The sequence below is a fragment of the Affinirhizobium helianthi genome, assembly GCF_042680945.1.
Taxonomy (GTDB): domain Bacteria; phylum Pseudomonadota; class Alphaproteobacteria; order Rhizobiales; family Rhizobiaceae; genus Neorhizobium; species Neorhizobium helianthi.
Genome location: NZ_JBHUEQ010000036.1, coordinates 1 through 25360 on the forward strand (window position 1 = coordinate 1; position 25360 = coordinate 25360).

Consider the following 25360-nt stretch of genomic DNA (forward strand, 5'->3'; position numbering starts at 1 on the left):
GCCGAAAACGGCGGCAGGCCCAGATTGTACCGTCAAAGAAGGAAACCGGGGTAAATCAAGGTGTCCAGCTTGTGGCTACCGTCTTCATGGCTGAACCAGTAGAAGAGGCCGCCCTCTTCCAGCCGCCGTGTCAGATAGGATAGATCATCTTCGTTGAACTGCACACTATAGTGCTGCGGTGGCACAGGTGAGATGACGCCGGACGTATCAGGTGCTGGAATGCCATGCTCGGAAAACAGCGTTTCCAGTACCTCCAGCGATGTCTTGTCCATCCAGATGCGGCAGTCGGAGCGACGGGAAAACAGCCACATCTGCGGGCGCAGAACCATGGAATAGGCGCGAAGCCCGCGTGTGATCGGCGGCCCTTCGTTCAAGGCCGTGACCAGACCGTTGAACGGGCGGCGAATGGCAGAGCCTTCCTCTATGTTGGTGTTTGAGGTTGCCCGCTAGCCTACGCTTGGGTCGCAGTTAAATCGGCATGTCATCCGTTGAAAACAGAGCGTTATAGATCATGGGGCGTGCATCGATGTCGGTGAGATCTATCTCACAGGGCTGCTGTAGTTGCTCCTGATCCAGCACTTGCAAGCCGTTTTCCTGAATAAGTTTTCGAGCCTTTTCAATAGCTGTTTGCGGAACGCCTGGTGCGAAAACGGCGGCAAAGGGTCCGACAAAAGACAGTTTTACGACGATGTATTTCCCATCAACGGGAAGAATAAGGGTGCGGCATACGTCCGAATTGGGATCGGTATCGTCTTCGACTTCAAACCCTTCATGACGAAACAATTCTGAGATGTTTCCATGCCGTTTTGCTTCCAGTGCATCGCCAACGAATTGGTAGTTGGGGTCATTCAAGTCCAAGTACGCATCCTTGATATATCGATCAAATTCTAACATAAGTATACTCCTCAGGCTTTAGGATGAGGGCGGTGCTTGTTCAGGGCCTGCCGGGTGGCCATGAATTCTGCCATCATTACCCTGATGCACCCGCACCTTCGTTTGACTTCCACCATTCGGGCCGGTTCCAACAGGGTGCCGGGCACTGGCTTACCTTTTTTTCCGCGCTTCTTGTGTCAGTTCATCTGCTTCTTCACGGTTACCATTGAATGTGGAGGTGGGTTTGCCTTGCTTTTCCCAGTTTTTATTCTGTGAGGTGCCCTTCACATGGCCGTCTTGTTTCTGGTCGGCAAAATTTATAGGCATCGAGCCACCTTTGATGCGCAAACCATCAAGTGCATAATCTCGTTCAGCCAGCTGTCGGGATCATCGCAATCAAGATGAGCGCGCAACTCCGGCGAACGACAGTGTGTCTGTCGATCATTCCACCATCTATCGCTAGATGCAGAAATATGCTTCGGAAATATCTGAAACAGAGCCTAACAGATCGTATAGGTTTCCATCATTTGTTCTAGATGCTTGACTGTCTTGGTCGACAGGTCTCCGCTATTAAGATAATCAGCAAACTTGTAGCTAAAAATGCCACTTTGCTCGACATGATGGACCATATCGGAATTGCCGAACACGACCAGAAACTCGTGGTCTTCGGGTGCCCAGATGAATAGGTTTCTCCCTAAAAAATGGATCAGGAGCCCATAGGGCGCATTCTCGAATAGCTTCTCAAACATCAGCCCAACCGGCTGCGCTGCAAAATGTTGAGACGGCAGGCCGAATTCATGGGCCCAGAACTCGATTTCAGTCGCCCCAATCAAATCCGAAATCAGGGCAATTTCCTCTTCGCTGGGAAACTCGGGGAATATCCTCGCAGCAAATCCTCGACTGCGAATGGCATCGGGATCAAGGGTGCTTTCACTTGTGATAAAATCCTTCACTTAAACCCCCGGTCCATCGTTGTAGCGTATTTCTGTCTGGCGGCCATTCGGCTGCCGAATCTGCAATGTCGGGCGTCCGTCCGAACTTCCCGGCCGGACAGTAACCTTGCTTCCGTCCTCCAACGTTCCTGTGCGACCGGGGCCGTACTGGGTCTCGATACCCTTCTGCTCACGCGGCTTCAACGAGTCGAAGTCCCGGTCAGCCTCGGGCATGCCGCCGTCCTTCTCACCATGCTTGGTCTTGCCCTTGGTCTGCTGGCTGACGTCGGCGTCATTTTCTAGCTCCTCCTGCCGCTTCTTCTGCTCCTCGGCTTTGGCTGAATCGCAGTTGCCAGTGCAACCACCCGCATCATCCTCGGACGCCTCGTTGTGACTTTCATTGTACATCATGTACAATTCATACGCATCATATGCCAACATGCCGGCGCCGATCGCGACACCAACGGGCCCCAGAAGTCCTAGAAATGCCCTGGTACCGATCCGCTTGGCGACGACTCCAGCCACTTCCCGAGCAGCGAATTCTCCTCCAGTGGCAGCCAGCGCGCTCATACTTGACGACCTTCCTTTGCCCCGTTCGCCATGTGCAGCATTATATCGTCCAGCCGCGCATCGGGGTTCCCGGTCTTGATGTACGCGCCGATTTCCGGCGAACGGATGAATTCGTCATTGCTTGCACTCATCAGATACGTCCATTGAAAGAAGCCGCGCTCGGTTTTTAGGCCTATTTCGCGGGCTTGCGCTTCATGTCGTTCCATGAACGCCAGAGCCTGTCGATCATTCATGCCCTCAAGCAAATGCGGTGCGGAGCGGCGAAACACTGCTATTCTTCGGTACCGAGCAGCGAGAACGCGAGTGTCGCGAATATCACTCAAATTCCGTCCAGTCAGGTGTAGCCAGCGAGCTTTGGAGACCGCGTCGCTTGGCCGTCTCGCGCGTTTGACACCGCCACCCCAAATAGCGGCTGGCCCAAAGACTATTTGATCTGCTGGGCCAAAAAGCCGTACGGCCTGATCAAGATCCAGCACAGGCAATATCTGCATCATCACATCGGGGTCAGCGTGTCTGAAAACAACCAGTTCTTCTGTTTTCCCAACAGCCTCAGTAGGCTCCCGCTCCTCGCCAGCTATATCTTCATTCGTTTCCGGTATCTTTCGAGAAAAATTGGCTGTTTCGGATGCGCTTGGAATGATAATCTTGTTGATGCTTCGCAGATGGCGATAAAGGACCTCCTCTGTAAGACTGGCATCCCCTATCCAGAAGACGATGGCAGATGCGTCATCGCAAAAAGCAAGCAGGTGCTTCAAACGCGACATGGTCTGCTCTGGATCGGGAGAAGCTGCTTCCGGCAACATGCCTCCTGCCGTTTGGTCTCCAGCTTGCAAAGCAGAGACCATTTGCTCTGAAAGTAATGCGGCCTGCTTTCGTAACGCCTCATCGGAAAGTTCATCCGGCTCGCCTGGTGGAGGCGTGCTAACCACCGCCGTGGGTCTGGCTGGAAGCATCGGATTGATCAGCCATGGACCGCCAGCCACGACATCGTAATGTTCAGGTGCTGCCCGATAAAGCGGACGGTGCGCCACATCAATTTGTGAGAGCTTTGCTGCTATGTTGGGGAGGCGCGCACCTTCTATCACCGCATAGACACGGCGTGATGGATCGTGAACCAGTTCCACAAGCGTAGCGAGGCAAGCTTGGCCCGGCTGGGAAAGATTTGGCTTATCCGTCGCGACCGCATCCATGCTCATCCCCTAACGGTTGGCATGGAGCGAGCAGCCATATTTTTCTGGCAGGAGGTGCCACCAGCTTCTAGGCCACTCATCTCGGCTTCCTGATCGCCGATAAAAACATTGGACGAACCCGTTTGTGCTTGGCCTCCGCAGTCAATTGCATCACCAATGCGACCCGCTGGCTTGCCGTTGATAAACACGGTTGCCGAACCAGCAGCCAAGTGGCGCGGGTGTTCTGGCTTTGGGCATGTGGGGCAGCCGTGCGGCACATAAGCATCACCCACCCGCATTAAGGGATGACCGTTGACGAACACGTTAGGGCTGCCGCCAGTGGCCGGGCTCGGTGGAAAATGGCAGCTATGGCCGGAACCAATATCACCTTTGCGATGGGCTTCGGGCATTGCGAGGATCCTCCGATGATTAATGCATGGGTTCAGACTTGCGTTTATTATGTTTATGTATTATTCTTGCTAGCCGAAGATATTTACTCTGATTTTATGGAGAAATAACTTAGTGATCCTTTATTTGTGAGCACCTATTAAGTTTAAGCTTGTAATTAAACTCGATCTCCGGGACAACATTTTTCATTTCTTCGCAGCTGGCTGTTACTGTTACCACCACGCCTTGGCCCCCATCTCCTAACCCAACTTCACCAACAGCAATTCCATGGCTTCGAGCAGTGCGATAGATGCCCAAGGACACGTTGTCATCGAACAAAAAAGGCCCCGAGGTGAGTTGAGCGAATTCCAGATAGCTCTCTTCCCTCTCCTGATCGGAACAGGAGACCATTAAGCTAGCTGAAATTATAAGTAACAGCGATATAACGGGACGTCTCAACGAAATACACCCTTCAACTTTTCCCATAGAGATGGGTCATATCCAACAAGATCGACGACACCAAATCCATTCGGATAATTTCTGTAAATGGAAAGGCTTTTAGATTGTATATAAATGTTGATCATGTGGGATGGGTCGCCAGTATTTGAGGCTAATCCACTGCGCTCAGCGTTATGCATATCCTGTGTTGCGCCCGCATACATTTTCTGTCTCACCGACGGCGATGAACTTGAACTTTGTCTAATCCGTGTGCCGGTTGTTTTGGCCGCGCCCATGGCAGACATAGTTCCCTCGTATGAGATCGACTTCACATGGAGACTCCATGCGATCATTTCTCCTGATTCTTTGCTTTCAAATACTTGAGCGCGAAGATCGTTCGGTTGCAGTTTGACAGCAAACTCTCCATTGTTATCTTTTCCAAAAACGACAGGGACTGGCGGTCGGGTTAGTATCGTTTTTTCAAAAAATTCGTTTCGCAGTGCATCTTGATTGGTCGCTATGGCAATCGGGTTCCCGTTCCTATCTATGGGCCGCGAGTTTACTTCGTAATCGAATTGGTGCGTGCCCTGAAATACAGCAAACCTCTCTACAGCGATCTTTTTTCCTGCGCGAAAGTAGATGTTTCTCGCGTCAAATATCTGCCTGACCTTAACGAACTGTTCGCCATCTATTGTCAAAATACCTGACATCATGACCTCAATTTAGATCTATCTTGGAAGCACGCATCTTTATTTTCTTTCCTGTGCCCTCGGTCTCGCCATAGATTTCCACGGTGCCGCCCGATACGACAATTGAACCATTCCGATCCATTGCTATGCAGGATTTTCCACACCGGATGACTAGTGTGTCCTCCGCCTCTATGAACATTTGTTTGCCTGAAGCCATAACAACATTCGCAGATGCACTTAGGTTTATTGTCGCATCCGACTGCAATAAAAATCCATTTCCTGCGGATATACTGACATTATCAAGCGCAGAAATAGATGCCGACGATGTGCAGTTGAGAATATAATTGCCTGCGCCAGACATCATCGGCTCATCTTGTAATGTCTGATACATCGACATGAAGCGGCTTCGGATCGGATTCCCAAAGTCCGTGAATCCGTTAACTCCCACTGAAACGACCTTGTTTCCGCCTATTTTTTCAAAATCACCATAGCCAATATTGGCAATGCGACCGACGCCAACTTGGTCGATGCGGTATCCGAGGGTTGTAGTTCCGGACATTGAGCGCACGAATTCGTGTTTGCTATTTTCTACCTCAACGTTCATATCTTTTTCTGCGTGCAGAAATACTTCCTCGCGTCCCTTTTCATCCTCGAATGTCAGTTCGTTGAAGCCTTGACCCTTGTGGGTGTTCGTCCTGAACACACTCTTGGTCTTGTTGGCCGGCAGATCATACGGCACGGCGTTTGCGGGGTTCGGCACGACGCCAATGACCAGCGGACGATCCGGGTCGCCATCCACAAACGCAACCATCACCTCCATGCCGATGCGTGGGATCACCTGCGCACCCCAGGTGCCGCCGCCCCAACTTTGTGCCACGCGCACCCAGCAGGTGTCGGAGCCATCCTTCTTGGCCTTGCGATCCCAGGGGAACCACAGCTTGATGCGGCCATATTGATCCGGGTGGATCTCTTCGCCCTCAGGGCCGGCGACAATCGCCACCTGCGTGCCTTCGATGCGCGGGCGCTTCGTCTCGCGATGCGGGGTGAGAGGCACACCAGAGGGCAGGGCCTCAAACGTGTTCTCATATTCCGGTGTATCGGTGGAGGTCTCGTAGGAGCGATCCACCACCTCATGGCGGATCGAGACGATCACATGCTCTTCATATTGATGATCGGGATGTGCGACTTCGTAAGGGGTGAACCTGCGGCCCGCTTCCAGAATGCGGGAGGTGGAGCCACCATGCACACGCTCATGGTCTGCTTCCGTTGCCTGCACCCGAAGTTTTTGCGCACGCTCCGCCTCTGCAACGGAAGAGATGCGGGATGGATATTCGTACAGTTCCCGCTTGATCGCATCCGGCATCTGGATGAGGGAGGGCGTCTCGGCCCTTGGCACCATGGAGGGTGTCTCGAAGTTCCAGTCACCGCCGGTGCGCTTGCCGGAGACGTAAGCGAAATGACGCTGCCATTCGTTGATGTGGTTGCGATCGGATGATCCCCGCGCCAGCCGCACCTTGCCTTCGCCTTGTGCTGACGGGGAGGGGGAGAGCCAACCGGACGCGCTATCGGCCACATGCAGCTTGTGGCGACCGTCTTCATGGCTGAACCAGTAAAAGAGACCGTCCTCTTCCAGGCGCCGTGTCAGATAGGAGAGATCATCTTCGTTGAACTGCACGCTATAGTGCTGCGGTGGCACAGGTGAGATAACGCCTGAAGTATCGGGGGCAGGAATGCCATGCTCGGAAAACAGTGTCTCCAGCACCTCCAGCGATGTCTTGTCCATCCAGATGCGGCAGTCGGAGCGACGGGACAACAGCCACATCTGCGGGCGCAGAACCATGGAATAGGCGCGAAGCCCGCGTGTGATCGGCGGACCTTCGTTCAGTGCTGTCACCAGACCGTTGAACGGGCGGCGAATGGCTGAGCCTTCCTCGCCGTCGCCTTGGGTGATCTCCAGCGACACGTCGACCAGCTTGCCGATCAGTTCTTCGGGCTTCACCTGCGGCTTCTTGGAGCGGGCGGAGAGCTTGATCTCGAACAGACGATTGACGCCTTCCTCGATCACCACCCGCTCGGGCAAAAGCTGATCCTCACCCAGTGGTGAGACGATCTTCAATACACGGCTTGCCTGGATGAAGTCTGCGGATGAAGGCTGGTCGTTCATGCAATGACCTCGCAAATCATGGTCAGTTATCGATCAGTTCTCGAATGGCATGCGTCTTCAAAACACGGCATAGATGTAACAAATGATCAGGAAATCAAGCAAAAAATGTGACAGTGAAACGGAAAAGTGCGCATATGACCGACTGCTATATCGTCCACGGCTGCTTCAGACATTGTCTTCCCGGCGTGGGGTCACAGGATGAGAAGCTCGATAATCGGTACAGGCAGAAGGGCTTAAATACAGGGATAGGCATGCAATCAACCGGGACTGAAGACCGCAGCGGTCCGGACAAGACAAGCGATAGCGATGATCAATATGGTCTGAAACGGGAGGCGGCCAATGAGCGCCGTGGTGCTGGCTGGTGGGTGAGCTTGCGCCGACGCGGGAGACGCATCTCCAGGTTGTTCAAGGATTCGGTCTATGGCTCGGCAGAGGCCGCCAAAGCGCAGGCGATTGCCTATCGCAACGCCGTCATTGAAGCCTTGCCGCCTCTTACCAATCACGAACAGGCCGTGCGTTTGCGGTCCACCAACCAAAGCGGCATCTCCGGGGTTCGCTTCGTCGACACGGATGAAGGAGGTGCATGGCAGGCAACGCTGCTGACCCGTGAGGGTCAGAAGAAAGAAAACTTCCCCGTGTCGAAGTTCGGCGAGCAGGCGGCAAAGTCGATGGCGATCTCCAGGCGACGTCAATGGCTGGAAGCACTTCCCGTTCGTCATCTGGCCTATGCTCAACATGCCGAAGAGGTCGCGCGCGTGCATTTTGGCGATCAGCTGCTTCCTGTGCGTGACGTGTTACCAGAGCTTCATCTGTCTGCCGAGGATGTGGATGCTCGACTGGCCGCCATTGAGGCACGCTTTGATGCAGCCAAGCCGAAACGTTTACGGGTGAGGGTCAAGGATTATGGCGGCAGCCGGCTGGCGCTTGCGGTTTCCAATGCCGCCAAACCTGCCAAACGGCGCTTGATCTATGCCCAGTTGACGAAAGGCGATCTTGCCAAGGCTCTTCACATACTTCGCCAGCGCACGAAAGCTGTGATCACCGAGTTTTATGATGAAGCCGCCGCAGTCTGGTTCATGGAAGCCCATGGCAATGCGCTCTTTGACCCGCAGCAGTTCGAGCTCAGCCAAGGCTTCAATATCCTGGTTCTGCTGCCCCCGGATATGCAGGTGCATACGGAAACACTCGGATAGGTGAGACATTGCCGTTCGCCCGGTCATTCATTCCAAAAACGTCAATCCAACATCCTTGCTGCACGGCCACTGCGACGCTGGGCGCTGTTGTAGTATTCCGACGCCTGCTGCACCGAGCGATGGCGTGATTGCTCCATGGCTTCCGGGAGTGGAATGCCACGATTGGCCGCTTCGGTGAGGTAGCCTGAGCGCAGACCGTGGGCGGAGAACTCTGCCGGATCAAGGCCTGCCAGCTTTGCCCGCTGCTTGACGATATCGTTGATGGCTTTCGGATCAAGCGCGCGGGCAGAGACATTACCCCAGCGATCAATGGCTCGGAATATGCTGCCCTTGGTGATCCTTGCCAGTTCAAGCCATGTGTGGAGTGCCTCCACCGGTCGACCGCTCAGATAGACTACCTCATCCATATCTGCACCGCTGGTCTTGGTGCGGCCGAGATGGATAGAGAGCGAGGGCAGGGGGCAGCCCCTTCCACGGCAATGGGCGCTTCTTCAACAAGCTGCTCCTTGCGAAGGCCCGCCACTTCACTGCGACGCCGCCCACCTGAGGCGAAGGCAACCATCAGGATGGCTCGATCGCGAACGTCGCGCAGACTGTTTGTGCGGCAGGTCGAAAGCATTCGGGCCAGAACGTCGCCTGTTACGGCCTTGGCGCTCTTGTGTTTCCTGGGACGCGGTGTTGCCCGCACCGCCAGGCGGATGGCGGATTTGAGGGCAGGGGAGGCGAAGGCACCATTCAGCCCGCGCCATTTGGTCAATGTCGACCAGCTGGCAAGCCGCCTGCGGACCGTATCTGGCGCATGAGGCCCTGTGGATCGCAGAAAACCTTGAATGCGAAGCTTGTGCTCAACCTCATCCGGCATGCCGTGCTGCGGATCGACCAGACGCTTCTGCGCGTCCCAGAGATGATGGGCGACGAACTTCAACAGGATGGCTTCTGGCGCTGGCCAGATGAGAGATTGTCCTGTGGCCGCCATGGACCAGGCCTGCAGATAGGCAAGATCGGAGGTCAGCGCCCGCAGCGTGTTTGCACCCATGCCTTCATTAACCAGATGACGCAGTGTCTCGACGTCCTGATCGGTCAGAAGCTCGGCCAGTTCGTCACGCCGCTCCATGGGAAGAACGGAAGCAATCGTATCGAGTTCATGGATGCGGTGATCCACAGCATCTCGGGATTACTCTTCATGACGTGGAAGACGCCGGATGCAGCTTGAGGTCCGTTTGCGAAAAGTCGCGCCCTTTGAAGAGCAGAGGCGCTTTGGCTACGGCCGACATCGCATAGGAAAAACAATCTCCCATGTTGAGGCCTGCAGGATGACGACCTTTGCCAAACTGATCGAAAGCTTTTTCTGCGGCTTCGTAATGGCGCTCGCCAAAGGCAACGGCTGTCACGTTGGGCAAATCAGCCATCTGCTTGATGATTGCCGCAGCGTTTGAAAATTTTCGGCCAGCAAGCACCATCCGGGCCTCGACAAGCGTCGGCCAGCCAACCAGGATTTCCTCGCGTGCCACAAGCGACCGAAACAGAGGCGCTTCAGGTTCATCCAGTGCCGTCGCCACGATAACCGAAGTATCAATGGCAATCATATGGGCAAACCGTTTTCATCGTAGAAATCATCATGGGCCGACGTGGTACCAGGCGGAACAGAACGTCGACCTTCAGCCATGAGCTCCCAGAGCGCTTCCGCTGGCGTTTGGGCTGACTTCTCGCGCAATTCCTGCTCATAGCGTTCAAGCGCGAGTTCGACGAGGCGGTTGATCGGCTGGCCGGTGCGGCGCGCAAGGGCGTGGGCCAAATCGCGCGCCTTGGAGCTGCGGATGGAAAGCTGTGGCTCGGACATGGTGTTCCTCATCAAATGATGATCGAAATGTAGCGATCTTCGCCAAAGATGGCAATGTTCAGTTAGGAGATGGCTAATTACGATAAGAAAGAATATCGTACGTGATGACCCCACCGAGGCTGTGGCCGACGATGATCAGTTTGTCGTCACCGTCCTGCCGGGCGGCATCCGCATTGCGAAAGTCCTGCAGGACCGTTTGCACGATCGGGCCGGATGCCGCTGCGGTTCCTCGATTTTTCAAGTAGACGAAGACGTCGCCCAGGAACCTAGACGCTTTCTGATGCGCAGATGTTCGTCCGAGCGCCAGCAATCCGGCGGTTGCTGCGGCGCTTGGCGCTGATCCCAATCGCGCCAAAGCCTCCTTCGTTGAGGCAAGCCATCCGCTTAGACCAAACGTTTCGAGTTTTTTCTCGTGCGCTGGCATCTCAGTGATGCCTTTAAGCAGCGCATCGAGAAATTCCTCGTTTGACAATGGTTCGGCTTGCAACGCCCATGAGGGAGCAGGATATTCTTCGATATATCGCTGCGATGCCTGGTAGGCGGCCGCAATCTTCTCGATATTCCCAGGGGAATTGGCGGTCGCAGCCGCTGCGTCCCAGATGAGATCGACGGCGTCTGCAAACGATCGATCGCGGCTTACCTGATCCAGGATGACGGACTTCGCCCCGAAGGATTCGTGAACTTCGTTCAACCAGAGGTCAATCTCTCTGTTCTGCGAACCCAGCGCCAAGGTTTCGTAACCGCCTCCCGGCAGTGAAACATGATTCCAAAGAAACTTGACGCCATCTCCGCCCCAGTAAGGAAAGGTGACTTTCACTTTTGCCGGATCGAGTCCGAGCGGCGTGGCAAGCAACGTCTTCAAGAATTCTTTCTTGCGGGCGACGTCTTCGGCAATTCCAGCATCTTCCTTGCGATTGTTGACTCCATGAACGAACACTATTGTCATTCTGACCCCCGGATGTGCACCCGATAAATTAGGCCATTTTGAACTGGAATTTTCCACTTATGATCCGTGATGGGAAGAAGAGGAGAATTCGATGAAAGCGTCTAAGTTTTCGGAAGCGCAGATCGCGTTCGTTTTGAAGCAGGCTGAGGATGGAACGCCGATCGGCGAGGTGTGCCGTAAGGCAGGAATTTCCGATGCGACCTTTTACAACTGGCGCAAGAAATACGCGGGCCTAATGCCGTCAGAGATGAGGCGGCTACGGCAACTCGAGGAGGAGAATGCCAAGCTGAAGCGGATCGTGGCGGACCTGTCGCTGGACAAGGCCATGCTTCAGGATGTCCTGTCAACAAAACTCTGAGGCCTGCCCGCAAGCGCAAGCTTGTCGACACGATCCAAGGCGGACTGGAAGGTTTCGATCCGGCGTGCATGTTCGGTGTTGAAAGTCGACCGGTCGCTTTATGTCTACAAGTCAAGGCGCGGTGAGCAGGCCGAACTGAAGCTGAAGATCAAGGACATCTGCCAGACGCGAGTACGCTAGGGCTATCGTCGCGTTCATATTCTGATCAAACGTGAAGGATGGGTGGTCAATCCGAAGCGAATCTATCGCCTTTACAAGGAGATGGACCTTCAGCTCCGCAACAAGGTTCCCAAGCGTCGGGTCAGAGCGAAGCTGCGGGCTGACCGCACGGAGCCGACCCATTCCAACCATGTCTGGGCGATGGACTTCGTTGATGACCAACTGGCCACTGGTCGCAAAATCCGGGTTTTGACAGTCGTCGATACCTTCTCTCGCTTCTCGCCGGCGATTGATGCTCGCTTCAGCCACAAAGGCGAGGACGTGGTTCAAACTCTTGAGCGCGTGTGCCGGCAGGTCGGTTATCCGGCCACCATTCGCGTCGACAACGGCAGCGAATTCATCTCCCGCGACCTTGATCTCTGGGCTTACCACAAGGGTGTCGTGCTCGACTTTTCCCGACCAGGCAAGCCGACCGACAACAGCTACATCGAGAGTTTCAACGGCAAGTTCCGCGCCGAGTGCCTGAACGCTCACTGGTTCATGAGCCTTGACGACGCGCGATCGAAGATGGAGGATTGGCGTAGAGACTATAACGAGTTCCGGCCACACAGCGCGATCGGCAACAAGGTGCCGATTTCTCTCATGAACGGCTCATCGGCACCCACGCCGACCTGAGCCTTAAACCCGGAAAATTCCAGTTCCCGCTGGCCCAAAATCGGGGAGCACGTCAACCCGCAACAGCACTATTTATTAGAAACAGTTGTAGTCGAGGTAGCGTTCGCTCTCAAAGGGAAAATTTGCCATTTTGAGCCCGGCATGCCGGCTGGTCTATCAATTGGTGGGGTCGCCACGGCAATCATCATTCAATGGGAAATGGAGGTGACCAGGAAGCAGGTTGGAACGCTTGCAACCGCCACAGCAAAACGGACCGCGAAGAGCATTTCAGTAGGTAGCCGCGCCTGGTCTTTCGGTCGTCCCACTCATAAACCATTGAGGTACCCGCCACTCGCTCGTAGGATTTAAGCAAATTCGTGCTGCAGGAGTCGAGCGCGAAGAGATCAAGGCGCTACAACCTTGAAGCGCACAGGTCAGACGATAGCTATCGCGAAATCATCCAAGATTTGCGCTACTTCATTTCGAAAATTCAGCAGCGGTCCGGCAGCCGTTACCCTTAGTTTTGTAAGCGCGCGATCGAAAAGGACGACATTAGTTTCGCCATTCAAGCGAGAATCGTAAATGATCCCATCGGGTTTCTCGTCGTGAAGCCACAGTGCTCTTGACCAATGCTGCCCGAGTTCGTGCGAAGCGGCGCGGGCAGCATCAGTTGGAATCCGCATCCGCAGCATACCGTCCGAGTGCAGGTCCGCGAGCCGAACAGGTTCAATGGTCGCGACAGAGGCGCAGGACACCTCCAGAAGCTCCCCCATGCCGATAGGGAAGGTGCCCTTTGATCCGATCGCGCGCTCGCGCAAGATCGCTTCGGCGAAGCAGACCTTGATGGTGCTGCCGAAATAAACGACGCCGAAACGATCAGGAGGAGTCAGGGCAATTTCAGGATCACTGAAGCGGCTCGATCCGAAGCCGTAGCCAAGCGGATCGGGATACCGGCTTTGGTAGAGCCGGTACCACGATGCCACAGGGGGCAGTTCATGGATCACCAGTTCGCGCGAACCAAAGTCGGTTGGCGGAAGCAAGTTCGATGAGATGCTCAGGAGAAATCACCTTTGCCAATCGAGCGTGCTGCTCCCACTGCATCTTCGATCCTGCCGGCGCGCAGCATTTCGAGACCTGTTCGACCGCCAAGGCTACCGCTTTCCTGCAAAAGGAACCGGTACACCGCCCAAGGGTGCCCGTTCAAAGCCTCAAATAGTTGCGCGAGGCCACCAAGCAGTTGGCCGTCATCTCCAATCTGCCATTTTGGAAACCGCACGCCTCGCTTCGCTCCTTCGAGCCCGAGAACCTCGTGACGCTTGCGCTTTTTGTTCACCGTCTCGCGTGTGGAGCCGATCTCATCGGCAAACTCGTCTGCAGACAACATCTCGGGCCGCTTAAGGATCTCAGCGACACGCTCGCTTCCGCGCTGCTTTGCGGCCGCGAGGGCTATATCCAGCGCGTCCTTTTGTGGTGTGATCTCCTCGATCTCGATTTCGGGTTCTTCGTCCGAGGATCGAATGACATATGTCACACGAACAGTGCCACCTGTGTTCTTGGCGCGTTTGACACCTTCGGAAACGCCAGAAAGCACTCGCGCAGCGGTCGCGCGGGCCGCTGCTTTTTTCTCAAAGAGTGGCTCCCATTTACCAGCATATCCGGTAATTAGATTGCCGCGACGCTCGGTGCGCTTGCGGGAACCACCTTTCTTATCGGTCATGGCCATAGGGCACCTCCACATAGAATATGGAGTATCTTGTCAAGTTCGTCAACTTCGTCAGTCAAATTCGATCGAACTTGAATAATAGGTGCGAAGGATAACGGACGCAGGGTATTGATGTTATGAAATGACATGCCGCATGATGCGGTTTCTGGAAATAACCATGACGTCTCAACGACTTGGGTTTGGCAGTTTGGTGCCACAGGTTCAGATCCCTCCAAGGCGAAGCATGATCAGGCGGAGGACTCAATAGCTACGGTGTTTCACGCTCAATATGGCATCCATTTGGCCGTTACAAAGAAATAACTTGTAGTTATAACTCAAGTTATCTGTTGCGGGGTCCCGTACTCCGATTTAGGAAGGGAACACTGACGGCGACTAACGGATGTTTTGAGTGCCAAATGCCCCTGGTGCGTATCAAATGGCGAACGGTGCTTCATGGAGGAGATGATTTTGATCTCTCGGATGTGGTCCAAAAAGCATGCGGAGGGAAGATTGCGTGTCTGCCATTTTGAACGCGATTTTTGCCGCCCATCGGCGCTCCCTGCTGTGGAACGTCATGCGCATAGTGCGTGACCCGCAGACAGCGGAAGACCTTGCGCAGGAGACTTATCTGCGCGCACATAAGGCGCTCGAGAGCGGGCGGGTCGAGCATATCGAGGGTTTTCTCCACCAGACGGCCCGCAATCTGGCGCTGGACCATCTGCGACGCCGCAAAACGCGGGCGGGCGCCGAAGTGCAGGGACTGGACGAGCATCTGCTTGCTGGTATCTCGGCTGATATCCCCTCTCTCGAACAGGCTTTGATCGAGAAGCAGACGTTCGGCATGTTTCAGGCGGCGCTTGCAGCCCTGCCGGAGCGCGCGCAGGCCGTGTTGGTGCTCAGCCGCATCGAAGAGTGGTCAAATGTCCGCATCGCCGCACATCTCGGCATTTCGGAACGCACTGTCTTCAGCGACCTGAAGCTTGCCATGGCCCATTGCCGGGACGCGATGGCGCGTCTCGACCGGAAGTAAGGAAAACAATGGTGCGTTTCTTGATCCTTCAAATGCGGCGGGTTGCCGCGACAGAGGCTCTGCTTTGCTCGCTTCAAAAGCATTTTTCCGGGTTTGCTCTGCTTGCGCGTCAAGGTTACAGGACCCTGCACACACGTTTCGATCGGATCGCCTGAGTGGGACACCAAAACGCACACGACACGGATGGGACGAGCAGCGGATTTACCTCCGCAGATCCGGTAGCGGATCAGGCGCTCGACTGGTTTGTCCGGCTACGAAACAGCGAGCCGGATGCGGCGACGCACGCGACGTTCCATGCATGGCTGGCAGAGGATCCCCGGCATCAGGAAGAATTCCGCAGTCTTGAGACCCTATGGAACTCCAGGTCTTTAAGCGATGCGGTGAAAACGCTGCCGGTCGATCGGCGCGCGCTGTTGCGACCGAAGACATGTCGCTGGCCGCTGCACGCCGCAGCGCTTGCGGCCTCGGTTCTGATTGCCTTCGGCGTCTGGCAATATCCGGCGCTCACGATTGCCTTTCAGGCGGACTTTGAGACCGCAACCGGTAGCCAAACCACGGTTCGTCTGCCGGACGGCTCGGTGATGATGCTGAACACCGATACGGCCGTAGCGACAGACTTTGAGAGCGGCCGACGTCACATCCGCCTGCTACGCGGCGAAGCCTTCTTCGATGTCGTGCATGATCCTGTCCATCCCTTCACGGTCAGCGGTCATTATGGTGAGGTACAGGTTCTGGGTACGGCCTTCTCCGTTAGAACCGGTAATGACGAGGATCAGGTGGTGCTGGAGCGCGGCCGTGTTCAGGTTCTCTGTCTGTGCGATGGCAAGGGTAAGGGCGGGGGCAAGGCCGAACTTGCTCCAGGTGAAGCGGTCAGCATCACGGCATCCGCCGTTTCGCCCGTGCGTGCGGCCGACCCGTCGGCCACACTTGCCTGGCGGGAGGGACGCATCATCTTTGAAAACGCCAGTCTCGGCGCCGTTCTTGAAGAATTGCGCCGCTACCATCGCGGGCCTATCGTGGTGGCAGAGGAGCGGGTGAATCGACTGGTGGTCACGGGCAATTACCGTCTCGAAAATGTCGAGGGCGCGCTGCGGACGCTTGCCGATGCGGCCGGTGTCGGTTTCTACCGAATTCCCGGCGGCATCATAATCCTTCGCTGAATCTTCAACTTTTTTTGCCGGTTTGCAAACCGTGCTGCGTCCTTGCTGACAGAAGGGCTGGATGGCGTATGACGCGCATCTGTCCTGGGGTCTTGTTGAGAGGGTTTGGACGAGCATGGTTTCGGGGAAAAATTCACGTGGTGACATGGTTGCCTACGAGCGCCGCCGCCAAAGGACAAATGTGCTTCTGGCGTCCAGCATTCTCGCCTGCATCGCGGGACTTCTTCCGGCAGCCGCCCATGCACAGGCGCGGGCTGTCGCAAGCGCCACGGAAACCGTCAGCTTCCAGATTGCCGCCCAGCCGCTGTCAACCGCCATTAACACCTTCATCCGTCAGAGCGGCTGGCAGATCAGCTATTCCTCGGCGCTCGCGGTTGGCAAGACCTCGACCGCCGTCTCCGGCAGCCTCACGCCGTCGGCAGCGTTGCAGCGGCTTGTGCAGGGAACCGGCCTCACGGTGCGGATCAGCGGACCGGGCTCGGCGGCTCTCGTCAATCCGCAGGCGGCGGATGCGGGTGGTATTGCTGCTGGCGGAACGACCGTGCTCGATCCGATTCTCGTTACAGGGGAGAGTAACGGCGTCGATACATTCGTCCCCTCCCGTTCGATTGGGGCGCTAAAGACCAGCGCTCAGCTGATTGAAGTTCCACAATCGGTATCGGTCGTGGGTCGCAAACAACTTGACGCGCAAAATGCGCAGAGTGTTTCTGAGGCGCTTCGTTATGTTCCGGGTGTCGCCATCGAAACCTACGGACCCGATCCCAAGGGCTATGACTGGATCATGATGCGTGGCTTCAATGCCCAGGCCACGAGTTCCTATCTTGATGGCTTGCGGCAGGTGTCCAGCAGCTACAGCTTTTTCCGGACCGATCCTTACGCCTTGGACAGTGTCGAGGTCTTGCGTGGCCCATCCTCGGCCCTTTACGGCCAGAGTGATGCCGGCGGCATTGTCAACAAGACCTCCAAGAAGCCGACGGAAGACGATGTGCGGCAGATCGAGCTTCAGTATGGAAGCCATGACCGCAAGCAGGTCGCCTTCGATGTCGGTGGCGCGGTCAATGAGGAAAAGAGCATTCTTTACCGCGTGATCGGTGTCGCCAGGAACGCCAACACCCAGTTCGAATATTCGAACGGGGCCCAAATCGGCGATGACCGGCTGATGATACAGCCTGCCGTAACCTGGAAGCCCGACGAGGACACCACGCTGACGGTGACCGGTCAGGCGCTGAAGGATAAGAGCGGCGGTACGATCATGCTCTTCACGCCGACGAACATTCTTCTTGGTGACCCCAATTTCAACCAGAGTACCCAGGAGCAACAGAGCATTGGCTATGAGTTCGAACATCGGTTCGATGAGACCTGGACCTTCCGCCAGAGCGCGCGCTACGGACATGTTGACTTCACACTCGACAACCTTTTCTTGTCCGGCCTGGGAGCATCGGGCCTCAGCCGTATAGCGCGACATTTTGACGAAAGCTTAGATGCCTTCACGATCGACAATCAGGCCTTGGCCGAATTCGACACGGGAGCGCTCTCACATCAGGCGCTGTTCGGCATCGACTATAGTTGGTCTGCTGCTGACGTTCGGCGTTTTCAGGGATCCGCGCCATCGCTGAACCCCTATGCGCCGGTGTATGGCGTCACCGTTCCGGTACCGACAACACCTATGATCAGTTATACGGAGCGCTACAGCCAGACAGGCATCTATGCCCAGGATCAGATTAAGTTCGGCAATGGCTTCGTCGCAACGCTTGGCGGCCGGTATGACTGGCTTGACCTGGACACCCACAACCGCCTGTTAGGTGCCGACACCAGGATTGATGTCGGCCGCTTTTCCGGTCGCGCTGGCCTCAGCTACGTCTCCTCGTTTGGTATTGCCCCCTATGTCAGCTATTCCCAATCCTTCGTCCCGAACAGCGGGGTGGATGAAAAGGGAAATACCTTCGATCCATCCAACGGTCGGCAGTGGGAAGTTGGCGTGAAATATCAGCCTACCGGCTTTGAGGGGCTCTTCACGATCGCATATTTCGATATCGAGAAGACGAATGTCCTCAACTATCTCTCGAATGGCTTTGCCTTGGCAACGGGCGAGATCGCGTCGCGCGGTCTGGAACTGGAAGGCAAGCTCAGCCTCGGCGGCGGCTGGGATTTTGTCGGTTCCTACACATACACCGATGCGGAGATCACGCGCGATGCGACCGGCAATGTCGGGAAACGCCCGATGCTCGTGCCTGAACAGCAGGCCTCGGCCTGGTTGAACTACACGTTCGAGACGGGGCTTCTGGAGGGCGCATCGATTGGGGCCGGCGTTCGTCATGTCGGCAAGGTCTACGGCAACAATGCCAATACCTTTTCAGTGCCCAGCAGGACGCTGGTTGACCTTGGAGCAAGCTACCGGATCAACGAGCATGCAAAGGTCTCCGTGAATGCGACCAACCTGTTCGACAAGAAGTACTTTTCGACCTGCGAGGCCAGCTACTCCTGCTATCAGGGCGATCGACGCACCATTATCGGCAAGCTGACCATCGATTTTTAAGATTGGGGCAGGCGCGGCCGCGAGGTCGCGCATCGACGAATGTCATGTTGAACAGACGCTTTTTCATCACCGGTAGCCTTGCCGCTCTTCTGCCCCCGATGCCGGTTCTGGCCAAGGACGCAACGCGCATTGCAGCCGTCGATTGGGCTGCCGCCGAGTCTCTTCTTGCCTTGGGGGTCACGCCGCTCGCCGTTGCCGATACTGGCTACTACAACCAACGCATGCCGCAACTCCTGCCCGCCGCGACCCACGACATCGGGCCCTTCTGGGAAGTCAACCTGGAACTGCTGGACAGGCTTCGCCCGGGCCTCATTTTCATTGGTGCTGCTAGCCTGTTCATGACGCCGCGCCTGAACGAGATCGCGCCTGTCGAGGTCGTCGAAGATATGAGGGGCGAAAATGCCTACGGGCGGGCGGCAGCCATTCTCCGCCAGTGCGGACGTGCTGCGGGCCTTCCGTCCAGTCACGTCGAGGCCGTCCTGTCCAACATAGAGCAGCGAATGCAGAGCCTTGCCGCCAGCGTTCAGCGAGTGCGACCGGTTTGCATTTTGTTGCCGGATCAAAGCGGCAGCCGCGCCATGGTCTACGGCAATGGCAGCATGCCCGGGTCCGTGGTCACCCGTCTGGGTTTACGAAATGCGTGGCAGGGACCAACCAATGCCAATGGTTTCATTCAGGTCGGGCTCGATCAGCTGATGGCGCTGGACGATGCCGTCTTCATGCAGATCGAGATCCCGTCACTTGCTCCGCAGACGAACTGGGCGCTAAGCGACAGCCAGCTCTGGCATCGGCTTCCCGCGGTTCGTGAAGGACGTGTGGTGCGCATGCAGCAATTCTATCCGTTCGGGGGATGTCTTTCGACGCTTCATCTTGCCGAGGCTTTGGCGCGCGCGCTTCAAGACCCCTTCGGAGCAGGTACACCATGAGCACCACCCTTGCCCGACACGGTCTGCCGCGTGGCATCATCTTGATCTCTCTGGTGGCTTTGCCGGCTCTTGCTCTTGCCGTGCTGGCCATCATCCAGGTCAAAGAACCGGCCAGACTCTTCTACGCGACGTTGCCGCGCATTGTTGCCGCGCTGGTTTCCGGCTGCCTCCTGGGGTTGGCAGGCGGCGTGTTCCAGAGAACCTTCGACAATCCGCTTGCCGAACCGTCCGTCCTCGGCATTTCCGGAGGAGCGGCGCTCTTCCTCGCCGCATCGCTGGTCTTCGCCCCGGCTTTATGGTCGCACGGATATCAGATCGTGGCACTCGCCGGAGCGCTGACTGCTGTTGCGATTGCTTTCGCTGTTGCCTGGGGGCCGTACCTTTCGTCCCAGACACTGGTGCTGGCCGGTGTGATGATCAATCTCTTCTGCAACGCTGCCTATGCCGGCCTTGTTCTTTTCAATCATGACTTTCTCAGCAATCTCCTGACTTGGCAGGCAGGTTCGCTGCAGCAGAGTGGCTGGGGGTCATCGCTTCGTCTGGCGGTGCTTGCAGTTCTTTCTCTCGGTCCGCTTCTTCTGCTGGAGCGACCGCTACGGTTGCTGTCCCTCGGTGATGGTGCGGCAGCGAGCCTCGGTCTTTCCGTGCGCACGGTGAAGCTGATCCTGCTTCTCATCGCTTCGCTGCTGGCCGCGTCCGTCACAGCAGAGTTCGGCCAGATCGGTCTCGTGGGGCTGGCCGCCCCGGCGCTTGCGCGCGCGATCTGGCGCGAGGCCCAGGCGGGACTGGTCCGCTGCGGGGTTACGGGAGCCCTTCTTCTGCTGCTGACCGACCAGGTTATGCGTTTGCTCTCCAGTTGGCTGGGCGATCTGCCGGTCGGGGCGGCTGCAGGGCTCCTGGCGGGACCATTGCTAATTTTTCTCGCGCGAAGGGCGCCGCTCAACGCCTCGAAGCTGTTCACGTTCGCATTTGCGGCACGCGGCCATGGGAACGTTAAGCAGCTCATGATCCTGGCCATGCTTCTACTGGCTGCATTTGCGCTCGCGTCATTCCTGGGGCGCGGACCGGAAGGATGGTCACTGGCGGGTCGGGACGATCTGGCTCTGGTCTGGCGTTGGCGTCTTCCGCCGCTTTTGGCCGCAAGCGGCGCCGGGCTCTGCCTCGCTGTGGCGGGCTTCATCCTGCAGCGCTTGCTGCGCAATCCACTTGCCAGCCCCGATCTTCTTGGCATCAGCCACGGCGCAGGGCTTGCTCTTGCCGTCGCCTTCGTCATTCTGCCGACGCTCGGGGTTGCAACGAAACTGGCAGTCACCTCTGCAGGTGCCATTGCCGCCCTGGTGGTCGTGACATTGCTCGGGCTCCGAGCGCGTTTTGAGCCGACGCGCATGCTGCTGCTCGGCGTCGGCCTCGCAAGTATGGCGAACGCAATGCTCGTGATCGCGCTTGCCGGCGGCGGACAAAGAGGTGCAGCACTCCTCGGATGGTTTTCCGGCATGACCGCAGGCGTGGATCTTGGCACGTCAGTCGCTGCAGGCCTGATGGGCTTTGCGGGGCTTCTCGCATGTCTTTCGCTCCATCGGCAGATAGACCTGATAACGCTGGGTGATGCAGCAGCCACGGGTTTCGGTCTGAGTGTGGCCGTGGTGCGTGCGGCCGGCATCGCTCTAGCCGCGATTCTGACGGCTGCCGGTACCATGGTTGTCGGTCCAATCAGCTTTATCGGCCTGATGGTGCCTCATGCAGCCGCGGCCCTGGGTTTTCGCAAGGCGGCAGGAGCAAGCGTTGCCAGCGGTCTCATCGGCGCATTGCTGATGACGCTCGCGGAGTGGCTGAGCCGTAATCTCGTTTGGCCCTGGGCGCTTTCGCCGAGCCTGCTGGCCGCGCTCGTCGCCGGACCCTGGTTCCTATGGCAACTGCGCCGTCGGCAGAGACAGTGAGCAGACAGCCCTTGTCGGTGCAAACCATTTCATTCCAGCGATAGCAGGAGAGATATTCCCATGCCGCTTCCAACCCCGGTCTCAGCACAGATGGTGCCGAAGTTTTCATTGCAGGGGATTTCCTTTACCGTGACCGGACGAACGATCCTGCAGCCACTGGATCTGGACCTTCCGGCAGGCAAAACGATCGGTCTCATTGGACACAACGGGTCAGGCAAATCCACCTTGGTCCGGCTTCTGGTCCGGCAGATCAGGCCCAGCACCGGACACATTCTGTTTGATGGACGCCGGCTGGAAACCTGGTCGAACCGCGAATTCGCCAGGCACCTTGCTTACCTGCCACAACAGACGCCGGTGCCCGCGGGAACCAGCGTCCGCGAGCTCGTCAAGTTCGGACGCTATCCCTGGCATGGACCGCTTGGCGCTTTCGGCAGACGGGACGAGGAAAAGGTGTGGGAAGCACTCGACCTCACGCAAACGACCACGCTTGCGGAGCGTTCCGTCGAAACGCTGTCCGGAGGCGAGCAGCAGCGCGCCTGGATTGCCGCACTCGTCGCCCAGGATACGACATGCCTCCTGCTCGATGAACCCATTTCGGCACTCGACATCGCACAACAGATCGCGGTGCTCGATCTCGTCCAGACACTCACCAGGGTGAGGGGGCTCTCCATCGTCATGGTTCTCCACGATATCAACATGGCGAGCCGCTACTGTGATGAGATCATTGCGCTCCGGGAGGGTAGCCTCATCGCCAGAGGATCGCCACGTGAGGTTATGACGCCCGATAACCTCAAGCGCATTTACGGGGTGGATTTCACCATCCACCAGCCAACTTATGGCGGTCGGCCGTCAGCACTGATTTGTTGAACAGCAGCGTTGGTGCATGGATTGTTGGCTTTGGTCAGGATCTGATCCGCTTTTACGTTTCCAAACGATCCGTCCGTGCCGAGGATAACCTCGGCACGGCAGCATCTTGAACAGTAATAAATGGCTCCGTGCGGAATGGAAAAGTGGCCTAAAATTTGCTGAAACTCAACACCGGAGACACCCATGAACGGGATCAGCAGCCCGCAGGATCTGCTCGTGCGATTAATCGGCCCGCTGGCGCCGATCAGGGACAGACTGTCCCACGGGCCGGAAATCCGCAGCGTGGTGCCATCAGTACAGGTGCTGGAAGCCGATGCCTTTACTTGTCTCATGGAAAGTTACGCCCGTCGCTTTGGCGTCAAACCCGATGGCTATCTGATGTCCCTGTGGTCGCAGAAATATCTGGCGACGGTGATCATCCCGGTCATGGCTCTCTCCGCGATCGGGGGAAGAGCCGTTCATGCCGACATTCAGAACACAGCGATCGTTGTCGATGATGACAGCGAGCCGGTCGCCTTGCGTCTCCCCACTGCTTTCACGACAGAAGAGGCAGATCAGGCAGCCCCCCTGCTGGTCTCCACGCATCTGACTCCGCTCATCGATGCCTTGGCAAGGCAGAGCGGCCTCTCGAGAAAAGTCTTCTGGGGCAATGCGGCGCATTATCTCGAGTGGACTGTCCGGCAGCTCCCCGGGAAAAACACAGACTTTGCCCTGCCCGCCCCAATGACAGCTGCCATCCGCTATGTCGAGGAAAACGGATTGCGCGTGCGTCGCCGGAAAGTCTGCTGTCTGAGGGATCGCATTCCGGGTATCGAGGATTGCGGCAGTCTCTGCCCAGATCGAGTAAAAATGATGAAATCTTGAACAGACAGAGATCGACCTTCTCTCTCTGCAACGTCGCCTTCGGCGTTGCAGAGCGGCCCATTCTTGCGCCGTTGACGCTCCACATTCCGATTGAGGGCGGCGTTGTTGCATGGATCTCTGAATGAACAGACTTCCGTCTATGATGCAGCCGCTATGCGACTTAGATCTTCACCTGACGTATTTTGGGCGTGTGCAGGACATAATGCGATTGACATTGACCTGCCACTGAATTTTCATCCGGCGGCGATTAGAGCCTCGGTGGTTTTGGTTACGCCAAATGGCGTGGTTTGAACAACCGGCGGAAACGCGTAGCCTTCAACTTGCGCAGCGTTGGAGCCGGTTGCGGCGATGAGGGGCCTGTCGCAAATTTTCTTGGTTAGCGTCCTGTTGATCACCAGCAGAGAAATTGCCGCTGCCAATGTAGCGGAGCGTAGCGATGATTCTGAATGCCATTTCCGAGAAGCTGAAGCGCCAATCAAAGGATGACTTCAAAGGTCGGCATTTCGAGGCATGGCTCATTGTGCAGGCGGTGGCCTGGTATCTGCGCTATCCGCTCAGCTATCGAGACCTTGAAGAGATGTTTCGGGAGCGTGGTTTCGAGGTCGATCATAGCACCGTCAACCGGTGGGTTTTGGCCTATGCCCCGATGATCGAAAAGCGGCTTCGCCAGTTTCGGCGCCCCCATTGTGGTTCGATCCGGATCGATGAAACCTACGTCAAGATCCGTGGTAAGTGGCGTTACCTTTACCGCGCCATCGACAAGCACGGAAACCCGATCGACTTCCTGCTGACCGCGAAGCGCGATCTCGACGCGGCCAAGCGGTTCTTCCGCAAAATGCTGAAGGACCAGCCTTTGTTATCGCCTGAAAAGATCGGGACTGATGGAGCGAATACGTTTCCATCCGCGATTAAAACATCGGTGGATGGTGGTCTGCTTCAACCAAACACGGTGCACTATGTCACAAAACATCTCCAGCAACGCGTCGAGAGTGACCAGTTTCGGGTTAAGAAGAACATGCCAAAGATCGGCGGCTTCCAAACCTTCAAAACGGCGCGGCGGACAATCGCCGGATTTGAAGCGATGCTATGGCTAAGAAAAGGCTTCGGCTTCACCGGCGACTGGACCGTCAACGATCAGAACGATCTGTTGGCGCGCCTCTTCGGACTTCAAAAGGTTAACAAAGCATGAAAATGCCACCGTGTGCTGGGTAGTCTCAGCCTACTGAGAGGTTTGCGACAGGCCCGCCTGAAGTCTGACATCCACCAGCGAAAGCCGAAGGGCAAGCCGATGCCGGAGACGATGTCGAGGGCAAACGGGCGACGATCCAAGATCAGATCAGCTGTCGAGCATGTCTTTGCAAGGCAGAAGGACAAGATGAAGCTCTTCATCAGGACCATCGGGATTGGAAGGGCCAAGGTGAAGATCGGCATGGCCAATATCGCCTACAACATGCTCCGGTATGTCTTCCACGAAGGAAAGCGCGCCACCGCATGACGACGGCCGCCCCGCAAGGGGAAGGAATGCCACTATCAAACAGTTCAAAGATCACCGCCGAAAACGGCGGCAGGCCCAGATTGTACCGTCAAAGAAGGAAACCGGGGTAAATCAAGGTGTCCAGGTGATATCCGTACCCGGTTTGAAAGGTGCAAGATCCGTACAGGCCACCTGCGGTGTCTCGTGCGGGTCGCCTTCATAGGTATCCGACATCACCAGTGGATATTGCTCGTCCGCCAGCCGAAGCGGACCGTCCTTTGTGAGCTTGAAGGTGCCGCGGGCAACAACCACGCCCATCATGTCGCCTGCCATATTGTATTGACGAAAGGCGAGAGCAGGAAACGGCGTATGGTTCTCAACCGACATGGCTGGCTTAAGCCCTGGCCGTGCTATCTGCCGAAGTAGGGGCTGCCTCCGAGAACCCGCCGCCGGGCTTGTTCAGATCAACGACAACACCATTGATTTGTGTCG

23 protein-coding genes and 4 pseudogenes are annotated in these 25360 nt (G+C 56.6%); 12 read left to right on the forward strand and 15 right to left on the reverse strand.

The window, feature by feature from the left end:
• Window positions 1-65 precede the first annotated feature (65 nt).
• The 8 genes and pseudogenes from ACFSE1_RS18025 to tssI all read right to left on the reverse strand — a co-directional run.
• Window positions 66-419 (reverse strand): annotated as a pseudogene (locus tag ACFSE1_RS18025) (contractile injection system protein, VgrG/Pvc8 family); the annotation flags it as partial.
• A 49-nt stretch (window positions 420-468) separates the two neighbouring features.
• A complete protein-coding gene (locus tag ACFSE1_RS18030) occupies window positions 469-894 on the reverse strand; it encodes a hypothetical protein (protein WP_377404564.1) in 426 nt (141 codons plus the stop codon).
• 479 nt (window positions 895-1373) lie between these two features.
• A complete protein-coding gene (locus ACFSE1_RS18035) occupies window positions 1374-1826 on the reverse strand; it encodes a hypothetical protein (RefSeq protein WP_377404567.1) in 453 nt (150 codons plus the stop codon).
• Window positions 1827-2375, reverse strand: a complete 549-nt coding sequence (locus tag ACFSE1_RS18040; protein WP_377404570.1) for a hypothetical protein — start codon at window positions 2373-2375, stop codon at window positions 1827-1829.
• Window positions 2372-3565, reverse strand: coding sequence for a hypothetical protein (locus ACFSE1_RS18045; RefSeq protein WP_377404573.1), 1194 nt, complete (start codon window positions 3563-3565; stop codon window positions 2372-2374). The genes ACFSE1_RS18040 and ACFSE1_RS18045 overlap by 4 nt, the downstream gene beginning before the upstream one ends.
• Window positions 3566-3567: 2 nt before the next feature.
• The gene (locus ACFSE1_RS18050; RefSeq protein ID WP_377404576.1) at window positions 3568-3954 is read right to left on the reverse strand and encodes a PAAR domain-containing protein; all 387 of its coding nucleotides are present in this window, start codon (window positions 3952-3954) and stop codon (window positions 3568-3570) included.
• Window positions 3955-4386: 432 nt separating this feature from the next.
• Window positions 4387-5079, reverse strand: coding sequence for a hypothetical protein (locus ACFSE1_RS18055; RefSeq protein ID WP_377404579.1), 693 nt, complete (start codon window positions 5077-5079; stop codon window positions 4387-4389).
• Between the two features lie 7 nt (window positions 5080-5086).
• Window positions 5087-7222 carry a type VI secretion system tip protein TssI/VgrG gene (gene tssI, locus ACFSE1_RS18060; protein WP_377404582.1) on the reverse strand — a complete coding sequence of 712 codons (2136 nt, stop codon included), beginning with the start codon at window positions 7220-7222 and terminating at the stop codon, window positions 5087-5089.
• A gap of 251 nt (window positions 7223-7473) precedes the next feature.
• Between tssI and ACFSE1_RS18065 the strand changes: the two genes are divergently transcribed.
• A complete protein-coding gene (locus ACFSE1_RS18065; RefSeq protein WP_377404585.1) occupies window positions 7474-8415 on the forward strand; it encodes a hypothetical protein in 942 nt (313 codons plus the stop codon).
• 41 nt (window positions 8416-8456) lie between these two features.
• Here the strand turns inward: ACFSE1_RS18065 and ACFSE1_RS18070 are convergent.
• The 4 genes and pseudogenes from ACFSE1_RS18070 to ACFSE1_RS18085 form a co-directional block, all read right to left on the reverse strand.
• Window positions 8457-9577: pseudogene (locus ACFSE1_RS18070) on the reverse strand (site-specific integrase).
• Between the two features lie 19 nt (window positions 9578-9596).
• A complete protein-coding gene (locus tag ACFSE1_RS18075) occupies window positions 9597-10001 on the reverse strand; it encodes a type II toxin-antitoxin system VapC family toxin (protein WP_377404588.1) in 405 nt (134 codons plus the stop codon).
• Window positions 9998-10255, reverse strand: a complete 258-nt coding sequence (locus ACFSE1_RS18080; RefSeq protein ID WP_377404591.1) for a type II toxin-antitoxin system VapB family antitoxin — start codon at window positions 10253-10255, stop codon at window positions 9998-10000. Before ACFSE1_RS18080 ends, ACFSE1_RS18075 begins: the two co-directional genes overlap by 4 nt.
• A gap of 73 nt (window positions 10256-10328) precedes the next feature.
• Window positions 10329-11201: a hypothetical protein gene (locus tag ACFSE1_RS18085; RefSeq protein ID WP_377404593.1), complete on the reverse strand. Its 873-nt coding sequence runs from the start codon at window positions 11199-11201 to the stop codon at window positions 10329-10331.
• 91 nt (window positions 11202-11292) lie between these two features.
• On the opposite strand from ACFSE1_RS18085, the pseudogene ACFSE1_RS18090 reads away from it, so the two are divergent.
• Window positions 11293-12393: pseudogene (locus tag ACFSE1_RS18090) on the forward strand (IS3 family transposase).
• 413 nt (window positions 12394-12806) lie between these two features.
• Here the strand turns inward: ACFSE1_RS18090 and ACFSE1_RS18095 are convergent.
• A complete protein-coding gene (locus ACFSE1_RS18095; protein WP_377404596.1) occupies window positions 12807-13412 on the reverse strand; it encodes an RES family NAD+ phosphorylase in 606 nt (201 codons plus the stop codon).
• 14 nt (window positions 13413-13426) lie between these two features.
• A complete protein-coding gene (locus ACFSE1_RS18100; protein WP_377404599.1) occupies window positions 13427-14095 on the reverse strand; it encodes a hypothetical protein in 669 nt (222 codons plus the stop codon).
• 493 nt (window positions 14096-14588) lie between these two features.
• Here ACFSE1_RS18100 and ACFSE1_RS18105 point away from each other — a divergent pair, with 493 nt between their 5' ends.
• From ACFSE1_RS18105 to ACFSE1_RS18150, 10 genes and pseudogenes are all read left to right on the forward strand, one after another.
• Window positions 14589-15104, forward strand: coding sequence for an RNA polymerase sigma factor (locus ACFSE1_RS18105; RefSeq protein ID WP_377404602.1), 516 nt, complete (start codon window positions 14589-14591; stop codon window positions 15102-15104).
• A 155-nt stretch (window positions 15105-15259) separates the two neighbouring features.
• Window positions 15260-16264 carry a FecR family protein gene (locus ACFSE1_RS18110; protein ID WP_377404604.1) on the forward strand — a complete coding sequence of 335 codons (1005 nt, stop codon included), beginning with the start codon at window positions 15260-15262 and terminating at the stop codon, window positions 16262-16264.
• 61 nt (window positions 16265-16325) lie between these two features.
• Window positions 16326-18800, forward strand: a complete 2475-nt coding sequence (locus ACFSE1_RS18115) for a TonB-dependent siderophore receptor (RefSeq protein WP_377404606.1) — start codon at window positions 16326-16328, stop codon at window positions 18798-18800.
• A gap of 44 nt (window positions 18801-18844) precedes the next feature.
• Window positions 18845-19726, forward strand: coding sequence for an ABC transporter substrate-binding protein (locus ACFSE1_RS18120; protein WP_377404609.1), 882 nt, complete (start codon window positions 18845-18847; stop codon window positions 19724-19726).
• Window positions 19723-21663, forward strand: a complete 1941-nt coding sequence (gene fhuB, locus ACFSE1_RS18125; RefSeq protein WP_377404612.1) for a Fe(3+)-hydroxamate ABC transporter permease FhuB — start codon at window positions 19723-19725, stop codon at window positions 21661-21663. Before ACFSE1_RS18120 ends, fhuB begins: the two co-directional genes overlap by 4 nt.
• 60 nt (window positions 21664-21723) lie before the next feature.
• Window positions 21724-22530 (forward strand): ABC transporter ATP-binding protein, encoded by an 807-nt coding sequence (locus ACFSE1_RS18130; protein ID WP_377404615.1) that lies wholly within the window; start codon window positions 21724-21726, stop codon window positions 22528-22530.
• 183 nt (window positions 22531-22713) lie between these two features.
• Window positions 22714-23394 carry a siderophore-iron reductase FhuF gene (gene fhuF / locus ACFSE1_RS18135; protein ID WP_377404618.1) on the forward strand — a complete coding sequence of 227 codons (681 nt, stop codon included), beginning with the start codon at window positions 22714-22716 and terminating at the stop codon, window positions 23392-23394.
• Window positions 23391-23519, forward strand: a complete 129-nt coding sequence (locus tag ACFSE1_RS18140) for a hypothetical protein (RefSeq protein WP_377404621.1) — start codon at window positions 23391-23393, stop codon at window positions 23517-23519. Before fhuF ends, ACFSE1_RS18140 begins: the two co-directional genes overlap by 4 nt.
• A 311-nt stretch (window positions 23520-23830) precedes the next feature.
• Window positions 23831-24583 (forward strand): IS6 family transposase, encoded by a 753-nt coding sequence (locus ACFSE1_RS18145; RefSeq protein ID WP_377404624.1) that lies wholly within the window; start codon window positions 23831-23833, stop codon window positions 24581-24583.
• A gap of 60 nt (window positions 24584-24643) precedes the next feature.
• Window positions 24644-24889 (forward strand): annotated as a pseudogene (locus ACFSE1_RS18150) (IS5/IS1182 family transposase); the annotation flags it as partial.
• A 111-nt stretch (window positions 24890-25000) separates the two neighbouring features.
• On the opposite strand, the gene ACFSE1_RS18155 reads toward ACFSE1_RS18150, so the two are convergent.
• Complete coding sequence (locus ACFSE1_RS18155; protein WP_377404627.1) at window positions 25001-25255, reverse strand: DUF2169 domain-containing protein; 255 nt, start codon at window positions 25253-25255, stop codon at window positions 25001-25003.
• Window positions 25256-25360 lie beyond the last annotated feature (105 nt).

Excerpts from the sequence above, each read along its gene's own strand:
- ACFSE1_RS18030 (WP_377404564.1), bottom strand. The coding sequence starts at position 894 with ATGTTAGAATTTGATCGATATATCAAGGATGCGTACTTGGACTTGAAT.
- ACFSE1_RS18040 (WP_377404570.1), bottom strand. The coding sequence starts at position 2,375 with ATGAGCGCGCTGGCTGCCACTGGAGGAGAATTCGCTGCTCGGGAAGTG.
- ACFSE1_RS18045 (WP_377404573.1), bottom strand. The coding sequence starts at position 3,565 with ATGGATGCGGTCGCGACGGATAAGCCAAATCTTTCCCAGCCGGGCCAA.
- ACFSE1_RS18050 (WP_377404576.1), bottom strand. The coding sequence starts at position 3,954 with ATGCCCGAAGCCCATCGCAAAGGTGATATTGGTTCCGGCCATAGCTGC.
- ACFSE1_RS18055 (WP_377404579.1), bottom strand. The coding sequence starts at position 5,079 with ATGTCAGGTATTTTGACAATAGATGGCGAACAGTTCGTTAAGGTCAGG.
- tssI (WP_377404582.1), bottom strand. The coding sequence starts at position 7,222 with ATGAACGACCAGCCTTCATCCGCAGACTTCATCCAGGCAAGCCGTGTA.
- ACFSE1_RS18065 (WP_377404585.1), top strand. The coding sequence starts at position 7,474 with ATGCAATCAACCGGGACTGAAGACCGCAGCGGTCCGGACAAGACAAGC.
- ACFSE1_RS18075 (WP_377404588.1), bottom strand. The coding sequence starts at position 10,001 with ATGATTGCCATTGATACTTCGGTTATCGTGGCGACGGCACTGGATGAA.
- ACFSE1_RS18080 (WP_377404591.1), bottom strand. The coding sequence starts at position 10,255 with ATGTCCGAGCCACAGCTTTCCATCCGCAGCTCCAAGGCGCGCGATTTG.
- ACFSE1_RS18085 (WP_377404593.1), bottom strand. The coding sequence starts at position 11,201 with ATGACAATAGTGTTCGTTCATGGAGTCAACAATCGCAAGGAAGATGCT.
- ACFSE1_RS18100 (WP_377404599.1), bottom strand. The coding sequence starts at position 14,095 with ATGGCCATGACCGATAAGAAAGGTGGTTCCCGCAAGCGCACCGAGCGT.
- ACFSE1_RS18115 (WP_377404606.1), top strand. The coding sequence starts at position 16,326 with ATGGCGTATGACGCGCATCTGTCCTGGGGTCTTGTTGAGAGGGTTTGG.
- ACFSE1_RS18120 (WP_377404609.1), top strand. The coding sequence starts at position 18,845 with ATGTTGAACAGACGCTTTTTCATCACCGGTAGCCTTGCCGCTCTTCTG.
- fhuB (WP_377404612.1), top strand. The coding sequence starts at position 19,723 with ATGAGCACCACCCTTGCCCGACACGGTCTGCCGCGTGGCATCATCTTG.
- ACFSE1_RS18130 (WP_377404615.1), top strand. The coding sequence starts at position 21,724 with ATGCCGCTTCCAACCCCGGTCTCAGCACAGATGGTGCCGAAGTTTTCA.
- fhuF (WP_377404618.1), top strand. The coding sequence starts at position 22,714 with ATGAACGGGATCAGCAGCCCGCAGGATCTGCTCGTGCGATTAATCGGC.
- ACFSE1_RS18145 (WP_377404624.1), top strand. The coding sequence starts at position 23,831 with ATGATTCTGAATGCCATTTCCGAGAAGCTGAAGCGCCAATCAAAGGAT.
- ACFSE1_RS18155 (WP_377404627.1), bottom strand. The coding sequence starts at position 25,255 with ATGTCGGTTGAGAACCATACGCCGTTTCCTGCTCTCGCCTTTCGTCAA.